The sequence below is a fragment of the Streptomyces sp. NPDC058632 genome (assembly GCF_042717095.1).
Taxonomy (GTDB): Bacteria; Actinomycetota; Actinomycetes; order Streptomycetales; family Streptomycetaceae; genus Streptomyces.
Map to the genome: position 1 here is coordinate 12,338 of NZ_JBHXQZ010000064.1, position 12,161 is coordinate 24,498.

Consider the following 12,161-nt stretch of genomic DNA (forward strand, 5'->3'; position numbering starts at 1 on the left):
GCGTGAGAGCCGGGGGGAGGGCACCGCGGGGCGGGGTGGGGGCCTGCGGAGGATCAGGCCGTGACCGGGGCCCGTTCGGCCGCGTGCTGTTCCACGGTCCGTGTCCGGGCGCGGCGGGTGAACAGGCGGTCCAGGCCGAAGGCGCCGGAGCCGGTGAACACCAGCAGGAACATGGCCCAGCAGTACATGGCCGCTCCCTCGCCGTTGTTCTGGATCGGCCACAGGGCCTCCGGCTGGTGCACCTTGAAGTAGGCGTAGGCCATGGCGCCCGACGATATGAACGCGGCGGCGCGGGTGCCCAGTCCGAGCAGGACGAGGCTGCCGCCGACGAGCTCGATCACCGCCGCGTACCACTGGGGCCAGGCGCCGGTCTCGGCGGTGCCGCCGCCGCCGTCCGTGCCGCCGAGCACACCGAACAGGGCGACGGCACCGTGGCAGGCGAAGAGCAGGCCGACGACGATACGGAAGAGGCCGAGGGCGTACGGCTGGGCGCTGTTGAGGCGTCCGGACATGTGGGGGGTCTCCTTCGGTAGGCCGGTCCGGAACGGACCGGTCCGGGACGGGAACCGAGTCGGAACCCCACGTTAGGTGCCCCGAATTTATGCTTGCAAGTTCAACATTCGGCCACGGGGTGCCGTGGAAATGACGGGCCGACCGCCTGCCGCCGCACGTGAACGCGGTCCGCCTCCCGCCCCCGCACTCGGAGAGGTGACCGAATACACCCCCAACGTCACAGCGGGCTCACAGGTTTGATTCCGCGTCATGTGCTCAGTTCGGTCTCCGTCACCGTCACCAGCCGGACGGCCGGTCCCGCACCCGGCCGCACCACGTCCGTCCCCGGTGCCGGGTCCTGAGCCGCGCGCGCGTGCTCCAGCCGCAGTACCGCCGAACGCCCGCGCATCGTCAGCGTCATGAGCTGGTTGCCGAACCAGGGACCGCCCGTCTTGCGCCACCTGACCGGCGGCCGCTCCGAGCGCCCGTGCCGGGCGACGGCGCGGCCGATGCCGCGGGCGACGGCACTCCAGCCGAAGCGGAACCCGAGCCGGATCGACAGGGGGATGGAGTTGTGCACGGGGGAGCAGGTCAGCTGCACGACCCGGGCCTCCGGCCCGCCCGCTCCCCACCTCGGCTCCGCCACATACGCGTGATGGACGTCGCCGGAGAGCACGCACACCGTCGCCGGCGCCTCCGGCCCCGTGCCGGCCTCGGCGATCAGCTCCGCCAACTCCCCGAAGGACTCCGGGAACGCCGCCCAGTGCTCCAGATCCGCAGCGCGCCGCAGCCACTCCCCGAACCGTGCCCAGCGGGGTCCCTTGTCCCCCCGGGCCAGCACGGAACTCCACCCCTCGACGTCGTGCACCAGATGCGGCAGCAGCCAGGGCAGGGACGTACCGAGGAGGAGATGGTCGTACCCGCCGCGCTCGTCCAGCGCCTGTTCGCGCAGCCAGGCCGCCTCGGCCGGGTCGAGCATCGCACGCTCGCCCTCCGCCAGGACCCGGGCCGCCCGGGTGTCCACCATCAGCAGCCGCACCCGGCCGAAGTCGCGCCGGTAACTCCAGCGCACCGAGGCCGCGTCCGCCTCGGCCTTCGCGGCGAAGGCCCGCAACAGGTCGGTACCGTCGGGGCGTTCCCGCACGGACGCGTACAACGGGTCCGCAGCCAGTTCGCGCGGGGAGAGATTGCCGAGATGCTGGTACACCCAGTACGACATCAGGCCGCTGCGCACCCGCTCGCCCCACCACGACGTGGCCCGCATGTCGGCGACCCAGGAGGCGGAGGTGTTCCAGTCGTCGATCACGTCGTGGTCGTCGAAGACCATGCACGTGGGGACCGTCGACAGCAGCCAGCGCACCCGCGGGTCGAGCCAGGACTCGTAGTAGAGGCGGGTGTACTCCTCGTAGTCCGCCACCTGGTCGCCCGGTGCGTCGTCGAGGTCGCGGCGGGCGGCGAGATACGCGCGGGTGGCGTCGGAGGTCTCGTCGGCGTACACCTGGTCGCCCAGGAGGAGCAGCACGTCGGGCCGCTCGCCGCCCGGGTCGGCGGCGACGCGTGCGGCCAGGCCGTGCAGCGCGTCGGGGCCGACGGGATCGGACTCGCCGGCCGGCGGGGACGCCCAGCGGCAGGAGCCGAAGGCGACCCGCACGCCGTCACCGTCACCGGTGCCGGGGGTGGCGATGACGGAGGGCGGCAGCGACGCGAAGGCCTCGTCCCCGGCCGGCGGCCACACCCGGGTCCGGTCGAGGAACACCTCGTACGGCGTCGCCGTGCCCGGGGTCAGGCCGGTCACCTCGACGAGCGCGTAGTGGTGCCCTGCGATCCGGAAGGTGCGGGCCGTCCCGCCGGCCCCGTCCGCGCAGCGCACCTCGGCGGTGCCCGGCCGGCTCGTCTCGACCCAGACGGTCGCGGACGAGCCGTCGATGTACCTCAGCAGTGGTCCGAGGCGCAGTCCGGTCATGGTGGTGATCCCTTCCTCCGTCGTCCCGTACGGTACGGAACGACGGAGGAGTACGGGGGATCTTGCGCCCGTTGTGGCGAACTACGCGGTCAGCAGCTCGCCAGGTGGTTCTGCAGGGCGGACTTCTCGGCCGAGTCGACCGACAGGCCGTAGTAGTACTTCACCTGCACCCAGGCGCGGACGTAGGTGCAGCGGTAGGCCGTGCGGGACGGCATCCAGGTGGCGGGGTCCTGGTCGCCCTTGGACTGGTTGACGTTGTCGGTGACCGCGAGCAGCTGCGGGCGGGTCAGGTCGTTGGCGAAGGACTGGCGCCGCGACGTGGTCCAGGAGTCGGCGCCGGAGTCCCAGGCCTCGGCGAGCGGGACGAGGTGGTCGATGTCGACGTCGGAGGCGGCGGACCAGGTGGCGCCGTCGAAGGGGGAGTACCAACTGCCGCTGGTGGACGCGCAGGAGGAGTCGGTGACGACGTTCGTGCCGTCGCGCTTGAGGACCGTCTCGCGGGTGTTGCAGGCGCCGCTGATGGTGATCCAGTGGGGGAAGAGGTCCCGGTTGTAGCCGGTGCGGTCCTCGGTGGACACGGTGAGCGAGGCGAGGTAGGTACGGGCGGTGGAGGCGCTGACCGGGGTGGGGAGGGCGGCGGAGGCGCTCGGGCCGTTGAGCATTCCGGCGGAGGCGATGAGCCCGGTCAGCGCCGCGACTATGCCCAGACGTCGACGCGCGTAGAACTTCGGCATGCGAACTCCCTTGTGGGGTGGGGCCGTTGGAGTGCGAGCAAGGGGAATGCTCGCCTCGCGGCGTTACGGGGAGGGGTGTCTCCGGTGAGAAGTTAATGACGTGTGCATGGCATGTCTAGACGTGCCGCGGTGCCGATGTGATGCGGATGTCGTGCGGGCGTGACGTTTCCGCGGGAGCCCCGCACGTGCGGACGGATGTGCGGACGGGCGTGCGTGTGCGCGCGGAGGCATGCGTACGGGTGCTCGGGCCGGCCTCGCGTACGATGGACGGCGCAGAGGGGGAGTAGCCCTTCGCCGGACCGTCGACATACTGCTCAGCACGTCTGAGCCGGCGCCCGGAGGCAGGTCCCGCGAGGGGCAGGCCGGCGAGACCTTCGGCAAGCAGTGCACCGCCCGTACCCCTCGGTACGGGTGCCACGTGTGCTGCCGTGCCGAGGCGTCCCGTGGACACGCAGGACACGCACAGACTCTCGGCGGGGCAGCCCCGACCGATCGAGGAACCTTGATCAACCTGACCGTGACGGCCGTCGTGTTCGGCGTCGTCTTCCTCGCCGAACTGCCGGACAAGACCGCGCTCGCCGGCCTCGTCCTCGGCACCCGTTACCGGGCGTCCTACGTCTTCGCCGGTGTCGCCGCCGCCTTCGCCGTGCACGTCGCGCTCGCGGTGGCGGCGGGCAGCGTGCTCACCCTGCTGCCGCAGCAGCTCGTGCACGCGATCACCGGTGTGCTCTTCCTGGGTGGCGCGGCGATGCTGCTGTTCAAGAAGGACGAGGACGACGAGGAGATCCGCAAGCCGGAGAACCAGTCCTTCTGGAAGGTGTCCGGGGCGGGCTTCATGCTCATCCTGGTCGCCGAGTTCGGTGATCTCACCCAGATCATGACGGCCAACCTCGCCGCCCGTTACGACGACCCGCTCTCCGTCGGCCTGGGCGCGGTGCTGGCGCTGTGGACGGTGGCCGGGCTGGGCATCGTCGGCGGAAAGGCCCTGATGAAGCGGGTGCCGCTGAAGCTGATCACCCGGATCGCGGCGCTGCTGATGCTGGGGCTCGGAGTGTGGAGCCTGTGGGAGGCGGTGACCGGCTGAGCGGGGCGGGCGGCGGACCGGGCGGGACGAACGGCCGGGCGGCCGGCCGCCCGGCCGGTTCCGGCTGCGGCTGCGGGGGCAACGGCGTGGCCAACGATCCGTGAACGGTTGGCGGAGACGCTGGCGGGATGCCGGGTTTGTTTTGTATCGTGGATAAACAAAGTGGCTCCCGCCCGTTTTCCCTGACCGGCGGGCGGGGCCGCCTTGTCTCCCCTTCCCGGCCACCGCACCCCGGGCCCGCACCCGGGCCCCGCGCGCTTTGGAGCTGCCGATGACGGCCACCGCCGTACTCACCGCCCGCGCCCTCCTGCTGGACATGGACGGCACCCTCGTCAACTCGGACGCCTCGGTCGAGCGCGTCTGGCGGCGCTGGGCCGAGCGGAACGGGCTCGACGGGGACGAGGTCATGAAGGTCGTGCACGGGCGGCAGGGCTACGCCTCGATGGCGCTGCTGCTGCCGGACCGGCCCGTGGAGCAGAATTACGCCGACAACGCGCGCATGCTCGCCGAGGAGACCGCGGACACCGAGGGCGTCGTCGAGATACCGGGCGCCCGCGACTTCCTCGCCTCCCTCGACGGCGTGCCGCACGCCCTGGTGACCTCCGCCGACGTCGCCCTGTCCACGGCACGGATGGCCGCCGCCGGACTGGAGCAGCCCCAGGTGCGGGTGACCGCCGAGTCGGTGGGCGCGAGCAAGCCCGACCCCGAGGGCTTCCTCAAGGGCGCGGCGGAACTGGGCGTCGCCCCGGCCGACTGCGTGGTCTTCGAGGACTCCGGGGCGGGGATCGCCGCGGGGCGCGCGGCCGGCATGCGCGTCGTCGGCATCGGCCCGCGCGCCGGATTCCACGACCCGGACGTGGTCGTACGCGATCTGACCCGGGTACGGGTGGAGCGCGGCGCGGACGGGACGGTCCTGCTGCACATCACGGAAGCCGGACACGCGGCGGGCCGGTAAGGCCTGCCCAGGGCCGGCCCCGTCGCCTCAGAGGCCCTGGGTCTCGGACTCCAGCCGGCTGCGGGTCCCCGGTCCGTACACGCCCAGCTCGTCGTCGCGGATGCCCCGTGACCACTGGTAATTGCGGAGGGCGTCCTCCGTGCGACGGTCGAACCGGCCGTTGACCTCGTCGTTGTACAGGTACGCCCTGCTCAGGCGCTCCTGGAGCTCGGCGACCTCCGGCCCCCGGTCGCCGCGCCTCAGCGTGGGGCCGGTGACGTCGCCGCCCTCCAGCTCCTCCGCCTCCTCGGGGACGTCGGCGGGCGCGGTGGCCGTCGGGGTCGCGGACGGCTCCGGCGCATCCGACGGGCTCGCCGAAACGCTCGCCTCCTTCGACTCGGAGCCCGAGGGCGACGCCGACGGGCTCGCGCTCCCGGACGGCGGGGCCGAGGCCGACGCCGGGGCGGACGCCTCCGGCGAGCCGGAGGCGCTCGTGGCCGGTGCCGCCGAGGGCGCGTCGGACGGCGTGTCCGGCACGCTCGCCCGTACGTCGCCCGCCGCCGCGCCGTCCCGGGACGGTGTCTCGTAGGCGAACAGCCCGCTCGCCCACCCGGCGGCCCCGATCACCGCCACGACGGCCCCGGCGGCCACGAGCAGCGCGGTACGGCGACGGCGGACGCCCCCGGGGGGAGCGGGTTCACCGGCGGCCGGGGGTGTGGCCGGGCCCGCGGGTGAACCCGCGGCGGCGGACACCGCCCTGAGAGGGCGGGTGGAGTCGAACAGGTGCAGGTCGGTGGCGCTCGGCTCGGTCGTGGTCGGCGCGAGGGGCGCGGCGAGGGGCGTGGGCCGGGAGGCCGGGTCCGCCGGGGCCCCGGGGGCGGCGAGTGCGTCCGGGGGGACGGCGCGCAGCTGCATGGTGGCGTCCGCGGCCGGCCGCGGTGCGCCGGGTGCCGTCCGCTCGGCCCGCTCGGCCTGTTCCCCGTCTGCGGTCTGCTCGCTCCGCGCCGCCCGGCCGGAGTGAGCCGCGGGTGCGCCCTGCCGGCTCGGACCGGCCGGGGTGCGGGCCTCCTCGGCTCCCTGCCCGGCCTCCCGCTCCGGAGCGCGGCCGCTGTCCGGCGCGCCGCCGCCTGCCGGGGCGTCACCGTCCCTGGGCGTGCCGGGGGTCCCGTCGGCCGGTGCGGTGCCGGGCTCCGGTGCCGCGTTCGGCGTACGCGCGGCCCCTGCTCCTGTTTCCGCCTCCGCTCCTGCCGCCGTGGTGCCGTCGTCGAGTTCGACGTACGGGCGGATGCGGAGCGGAGTGAAGTCCTCGGCCTCCGCCGCCTGCGCCGTACGGGCGTCGCGGAGGGCGTCGGACGCGCGCAGAGTGCAGGCGCAGGAAGGGGTGTTGTCCCTGTTCCTGGGCGCACCGCACTCCGGGCACGGGGTGCCCGTCGAATCGTTCACGCGTAGTCCCTCCCCTCGCGATCTCCAGAGATTATGCAGACCTTCTCCACACTCCGACGCGCATGCCCCCGGAATGCGGTCTTCCGGAGGGGCTCAACAGGCCATAACCGGTCACACCGATCACGATGGACCGTGGAACCGAGAACCTGTGGAGGTGGTCATGTCCGGGGACGCGCACGGCGGGGCGGAGAAGGCGGGCAGCACGCGGCCCTCGCCCGGCGCCGGTTCCGGACCGCCGGCCTCCGGCACCGCTCCCGGCGGGCCGGGTGGCCCAAGCGGCCCGGGTGGTCCGGGTGGTCCGGGCGGCCCCGGCGGCAGCCGTGAGCAGGTGTCCCGCAGCGTCGTCGTCTCGATGGGCGCCCTGCTCCTGGGCCTGCTGCTCGCCGCCCTCGACCAGACCATCGTGGCCACCGCGCTGCCCACCATCGTCAGTGAACTGGGCGGCCTGGAGCATCTGTCCTGGGTGGTCACCGCGTATCTGCTGGCCTCCACCGCCGTGACCCCGCTGTGGGGCAAGCTCGGCGACCAGTACGGCCGCAAGCGGCTGTTCCAGATCGCCATCGTCATCTTCCTGGTGGGGTCCGCGCTGTGCGGCGCGGCGCAGGACATGGCCCAGCTGATCGGCTTCCGCGCGCTCCAGGGACTGGGCGGCGGCGGACTGATCGTGCTGTCCATGGCGATCGTCGGCGACCTCGTCCCGCCCCGTGAACGGGGCAGGTACCAGGGCATGTTCGGTGCCGTCTTCGGCACGACGAGCGTGCTCGGACCGCTGCTCGGCGGGCTGTTCACCGAGCACCTGAGCTGGCGCTGGGTGTTCTACATCAACCTGCCCCTCGGGATCCTCGCCCTCGCCGTCATCGCGACGGTGCTGCACATCCCGCGCAGGTCGACCCGGCACGTCATCGACTACCTCGGCACCTTCCTCATCGCCTCCGTCGCGACCTGCCTGGTCCTGGTCGCCTCCCTCGGCGGCACCACCTGGGCCTGGGGCTCGCCGCAGATCATCGGTCTCGCGGTGCTGGGCGCCGTCCTCGCCGTCGCGTTCGTGGCCGTGGAACGCCGGGCCGCCGAACCGGTGCTGCCGCTGGGGCTGTTCCGGATCCGCACGTTCGCGCTCTCCGCGGTGATCAGCTTCATCGTCGGCTTCGCCATGTTCGGCACGAGCGTCTATCTGCCGACGTTCCTCCAGGTGGTCCAAGGCGTCACCCCGACCATGTCCGGTGTGCACATGCTGCCGATGGTGGCCGGAACGCTGCTGGCCTCGACCGGCTCCGGACAGATCGTCAGCCGCACCGGCCGCTGGAAGGTGTTCCCGATCGCGGGCACCGGCATCATGACCGTCGGCCTGCTGCTGCTCCACCAGATCGACGAGAACAGCTCCACCGCCGTGATGAGCGCCTTCTTCTTCGTCTTCGGCCTGGGGCTCGGCCTGGTGATGCAGGTCCTGGTGCTGATCGTGCAGAACGCCGTCTCCTACCAGGACCTGGGCGTCGCCACCTCCGGCGCGACCTTCTTCCGCTCCATCGGCGCCTCGTTCGGCGTCGCCGTCTTCGGCATGATCTTCACCAACGGCCTCGACGACAAGCTCGCCGACGTCTTCCGCGGCGCCCAGCTCCCGCCCGGAGTCTCCGCCGACGCGCTGGAGGCCGACCCGCGCGGTATCGCGGACCTGCCGGCCGCCCTGCGCCCGGAGGCCGTCCACGCGTACGCCTCCGCCATCACCGACGTCTTCCTGTACGCCGTTCCCGTCGTCCTCGCCGGGTTCGTCCTGGCCTGGTTCCTCAAGGAGGACAAGCTGCGCGCCTCGGTCACCGCGCCCGACGGCACCGAGACACTGGCCAGCAACCCGGTGGAGCGGTCGTCGTACGACGAGGTGTGCCGCGCGCTGTCCCTGCTCGGCACCCGGGAGGGCCGGCGCGACGTCTACCGCAGGACCACCGCCCGCGCGGGCTACGACCTGCTGCCCGCCACGAGCTGGCTGCTCCTGCGGATCAGGAGGCACGGCACGGTGGAACCGGCGCTGCTCGCCGAGCGCAGCCCCGTCCCGCTCGGCGTCGTCCTGGAGGCCGCCCGCCAGGCCGAGGTACGGCACCTGGCCCGGCGCGAGGGCCTCGGCCTCGTCCTGACCGACGACGGCTTCGAGGCCGCCGAGAAGCTGGCGCGGGCCCGGGAGGAGTCCCTGGCCGAACTGCTCGGCGACTGGTGGGGGCCGGACCGGCCGACCGACCTGGTCCACCTGGTGCACGAGCTGTCGGGGGAACTGGGCGGATCGCGCGGGGAACGCCCGCACGGCGACGACGGGCGTCCGGGGAGTGCGCGCGGCGGACGCCCGGGCACGGGTACGCCGGTCGGCTGAGCCGACGCCCGTTCACCCGGGCCGCCCGTTCACCCGAGCTGCTTGGTGAACCAGTGCTCCGCGGTCGGTTCGCTGTTGTGCGGCCCCGTCCCGGTGAAGCCGAGCCGGGCGTACAGGGCGCGGGCCTCCACCAGGTCACCGCGCGTGTCCAGGATCAGCCGGGTGGCCCCCGACGCGCGGGCCGCGTCCTCGGCGGCCCGCACCAGGAACCCCGCACCGCCCCTGCCCCGCATCCCCCGGTACAGGAAGACCCGGGTGAGTTCGGCGGTCGCGGGCTCCAGCAGCCGCACCCCCGCGCTGCCCGCCACCTCGCCCGCGTACCGCGCGACCAGCAGATGCCCGCGGGGCGGCACGAGGTCGGCGCCCGACTCCGCGGCGATCTCGCGCTCCAGCTCCGCCGGGTCGGTCCGGCGTCCCTCGCGCAGCAGGTACCAGCGGTCGCTCACTTCCGTGTAGTACGCCCGCCAGAGCGCGGCGGCGACGGGGGAGCCGGAGGGCTCGGGGGCGACGGTCCAGACCATGACCGCATTCTCCGCTCCTCCGGCACCGCGCCCGCAACCCTTGTTTGCGGGCGGGTCTTCGGGCAACACGAACGGAGAACCGGCGTGCGAGAAGTGCCGGTTGGCCGACACACCGGAAGGCATCCATGTCCACTGGCCTGATCATTGCGTTGATCGTGATTGTGGCGGTCGTTGTCGTCGCGGCGGCCGTACTGACCCTGCGCGCCCGCGGCCCACGCCACGGCGCGAACCTGAAGCGGCGTTTCGGCCCCGAGTACGACCGGGCCGTCGCCCGGCACGACGGGGACACCGAGGCCGCCGAACGTGAACTGGCCCAGCGCGTACAGCTCCACGGCGACCTGCGGACACGACCGCTGGAACCCGCCGAACGGGAGAGGTACGAAGCGGGCTGGACGGCCGCGCAGGAGCGGTTCGTCGAATCGCCGCGGGACGCGGTCGCCGACGCGGACCGCCTGCTCGCCGACCTCGCCTCCGCCCGGGGCTTCCCCGACGGCGGACAGTACGAGGAGCAGCTCGCCGCGCTGTCCGTGCACCACGCCCACCACGTCGACGGCTACCGGCGCGTGCACCGGGTCGCGCAGGCCCGCGTGAACGGCGGGCACGAGGGCGGCGCGGGCACCGAGGAGATGCGCGAGGCCATGGTCGAGGCCCGCGCCCTCTTCGACGACCTGGTGCGGCCCTCCCGCCATGACGGCGGAGACCACCGCGGCGACCCGGACGGCCACCGCGCGAGGACGGCCGAACGCGGCCGCCCCCACACACCCTCATTGCTCCACAGGCGACAGGCGAAGGAGAGCTGAGCGAGATGACCGACACGACACGGCGCCCCGGCGGCGACCCGCTGACCGGGACGCCCCGCACCACCCCCACCTCGACGACCGCCCACGGGACCCGTGACGGCGTCCCCGGGGACCTTCCCCAGGACCTCCACGGCGACCCCCGCCGTGACGCCTACGAGAAGGGCGCCCGAACCGGCGCCCCGGGTCTCCACGAGGACCCCGGCACGGCGGAGCCCGCCCGCGAGGGCGCGGGCCCCTCGGCCGTCGACCGCTTGCGGACCGGCGGCACGCCGGACACGTACACGTCCCCGGACGACCGCCACGACGGTGACCGCACCCCCGACGCGGCGCACGGCCCCGGTCTGCTCCCGCTCGACGACCGCGACAAGCTCTCCGCGCAGTTGCAGCACGCCGTGGCCGGTTTCGTGGACGCCCCGAGGGACTCCGTCGCGGAGGCCGATCACCTGCTGGAGGAACTCGCCGCCCGCTTCACGGAGGCGGTGACCGAGCGGCGCCGCACCCTGCACCGGTCCTGGCAGACCGCGGACGTGGGCGAGGGCCCGAACGCCGCGGAGACCGGTACCGAACAACTGCGCCTGGCCCTGCGGGACTACCGCGAACTGACGGAACGGCTGCTGCGCGCCTGACCGGCTCCGCGCCCGGGGCCGCCGTCAGGCTTCCCCGGGCGCCGGCCCGTCCGCCCCCGCCCGGCGCCCCCGCCACCGCCGTACGACGTCCTCGACGTCGTACGGCTTCCTGCCCGGCGGGGGCCGGCGGCGGCTTGTGCATCATGGCGCGGATCCTGACGTCGACCTCCGTGAGGAATCTTCCGCGCGGATCCGTTCCGAGGGAGCCGCCAGGGCCGCCTCCAGGGCGTCCTCGGCCTCCTTGCGCAGGGCCGGCGCCGGCGGCAGCACCGAGTGGCCCTCGCGGGCCGGCTTCCGCCCGGCCCACCACATCTCGTCGTACGGGGTCTCCAGGTCGCGCGCGGGAGGGGCTTGCCCGCTCCCGGCAGCCGCGCGAAGGCCCCGAGCCTCGGCGTCACGGATCCGCCGGTCCGCCCTCCCCCGCTCCCCACTCCGTTCGAGCGGGGGGACCCCCACCTCGACATCGACGTCCGGCGGCTTTCGCTCGGTCATGAGGCCATTGGGCCCGCCAAACGGACGGACGGGAGGCAGTCGGGCGTTTTATCATGCGGCGACAGCGGGTCCAGACCGCCGCACCAGGCCGTTTCGGTCCCTGGCGGGCTGCTGCCGCCGGCCCGCCAGAACGTCTCAGGAGGAGCGCACGTGCTCGAACTCACCATGGCCACGGTGTCGTCGGCGGAATCGGGGGCCACGGCCGGCATGCTCATGGCCGAAGCGCCGACCGAGCCGGGCGCCGTGCTGCGGGTGGGCCGGGACAGGTCGGTGTGCCGTCTCTCCACGCCGGACGACTGGCTGTTCGTGTCCAGGGTCCACCTGGAGTTCCAGTGCGCCCAGGACGGCACCTGGTACCTGAGCTGGCTGCGCGGTTCGCTCCCCGAGCCGTCCTCCGAGGTCCGGCTGACCATCGGGGACCAGGCCCACCCGGTCGCCTACGGAGGCAGCGTCGCGCTGCCCCGGGGAGGCAACGGCGAGGTCGTCGTCCTGGACCGCGCGGCCCCGCGCAGCGTCAACGTGGGCTTCTACCACGAGGTGTGAGGCCGGCCGGCTCCGTAAGGGTGCGCAAGGGACCGCCTCGGGACGGCTCACTCCAGCACCCGCGCCGGCGTGAAGCCGTCGTACCGGTCATGGGGATGACGGTACGTTTTCGGCCTCCCTCGTGATCCGTCCCGCACCCCTGTGAACCACCCGACCCCCCTCCGTCTATCGTC

The 12,161-nt window shown here is 73.5% G+C and carries 12 protein-coding genes; 6 read left to right on the plus strand and 6 right to left on the minus strand.

All coding sequences use genetic code 11. The features are described 5' to 3' along the window. Window positions 1-53: 53 nt before the first annotated feature. The 3 genes from ACFWVE_RS23335 to ACFWVE_RS23345 form a co-directional block, all read right to left on the minus strand. Window positions 54-512 (minus strand): DoxX family protein, encoded by a 459-nt coding sequence (locus ACFWVE_RS23335; RefSeq protein WP_384017124.1) that lies wholly within the window; start codon window positions 510-512, stop codon window positions 54-56. 248 nt (window positions 513-760) lie between these two features. Continuing rightward, on the minus strand, window positions 761-2,455 hold the full coding sequence (locus ACFWVE_RS23340; RefSeq protein ID WP_384017127.1) for an alkaline phosphatase D family protein: 1,695 nt from the start codon (window positions 2,453-2,455) through the stop codon (window positions 761-763). 89 nt (window positions 2,456-2,544) lie between these two features. After that, on the minus strand, window positions 2,545-3,189 hold the full coding sequence (locus tag ACFWVE_RS23345; protein WP_384017130.1) for an HNH endonuclease family protein: 645 nt from the start codon (window positions 3,187-3,189) through the stop codon (window positions 2,545-2,547). Between the two features lie 502 nt (window positions 3,190-3,691). Here ACFWVE_RS23345 and ACFWVE_RS23350 point away from each other — a divergent pair. Both ACFWVE_RS23350 and ACFWVE_RS23355 read left to right on the plus strand, forming a co-directional pair. Continuing rightward, a complete protein-coding gene (locus ACFWVE_RS23350; protein WP_384017133.1) occupies window positions 3,692-4,273 on the plus strand; it encodes a TMEM165/GDT1 family protein in 582 nt (193 codons plus the stop codon). A 271-nt stretch (window positions 4,274-4,544) separates the two neighbouring features. After that, window positions 4,545-5,228, plus strand: coding sequence for an HAD-IA family hydrolase (locus tag ACFWVE_RS23355; RefSeq protein WP_384017136.1), 684 nt, complete (start codon window positions 4,545-4,547; stop codon window positions 5,226-5,228). A 27-nt stretch (window positions 5,229-5,255) separates the two neighbouring features. Here the strand turns inward: ACFWVE_RS23355 and ACFWVE_RS23360 are convergent, their stop codons facing one another. Next, complete coding sequence (locus tag ACFWVE_RS23360) at window positions 5,256-6,650, minus strand: peptidoglycan-binding protein (RefSeq protein ID WP_384017139.1); 1,395 nt, start codon at window positions 6,648-6,650, stop codon at window positions 5,256-5,258. 160 nt (window positions 6,651-6,810) lie between these two features. On the opposite strand from ACFWVE_RS23360, the gene ACFWVE_RS23365 reads away from it, so the two are divergent. Then, on the plus strand, window positions 6,811-9,006 hold the full coding sequence (locus tag ACFWVE_RS23365; protein WP_384017142.1) for a DHA2 family efflux MFS transporter permease subunit: 2,196 nt from the start codon (window positions 6,811-6,813) through the stop codon (window positions 9,004-9,006). A gap of 29 nt (window positions 9,007-9,035) precedes the next feature. On the opposite strand, the gene ACFWVE_RS23370 is transcribed toward ACFWVE_RS23365, so the two are convergent. Further along, a complete protein-coding gene (locus tag ACFWVE_RS23370) occupies window positions 9,036-9,527 on the minus strand; it encodes a GNAT family N-acetyltransferase (RefSeq protein ID WP_384017145.1) in 492 nt (163 codons plus the stop codon). Window positions 9,528-9,652: 125 nt separating this feature from the next. Here ACFWVE_RS23370 and ACFWVE_RS23375 point away from each other — a divergent pair, with 125 nt between their 5' ends. Together ACFWVE_RS23375 and ACFWVE_RS23380 are read left to right on the plus strand one after the other, a co-directional pair. Next, window positions 9,653-10,327 (plus strand): hypothetical protein, encoded by a 675-nt coding sequence (locus tag ACFWVE_RS23375; protein ID WP_384017148.1) that lies wholly within the window; start codon window positions 9,653-9,655, stop codon window positions 10,325-10,327. Between the two features lie 5 nt (window positions 10,328-10,332). Continuing rightward, on the plus strand, window positions 10,333-10,953 hold the full coding sequence (locus tag ACFWVE_RS23380; RefSeq protein ID WP_384017151.1) for a hypothetical protein: 621 nt from the start codon (window positions 10,333-10,335) through the stop codon (window positions 10,951-10,953). Window positions 10,954-11,094: 141 nt separating this feature from the next. On the opposite strand, the gene ACFWVE_RS23385 is transcribed toward ACFWVE_RS23380, so the two are convergent. Beyond that, window positions 11,095-11,445, minus strand: coding sequence for a DnaJ family domain-containing protein (locus ACFWVE_RS23385; RefSeq protein ID WP_384017154.1), 351 nt, complete (start codon window positions 11,443-11,445; stop codon window positions 11,095-11,097). A 150-nt stretch (window positions 11,446-11,595) separates the two neighbouring features. Here ACFWVE_RS23385 and ACFWVE_RS23390 point away from each other — a divergent pair, with 150 nt between their 5' ends. Beyond that, the gene (locus ACFWVE_RS23390) at window positions 11,596-11,988 is read left to right on the plus strand and encodes a hypothetical protein (protein ID WP_384017157.1); all 393 of its coding nucleotides are present in this window, start codon (window positions 11,596-11,598) and stop codon (window positions 11,986-11,988) included. Window positions 11,989-12,161: the final 173 nt, after the last annotated feature.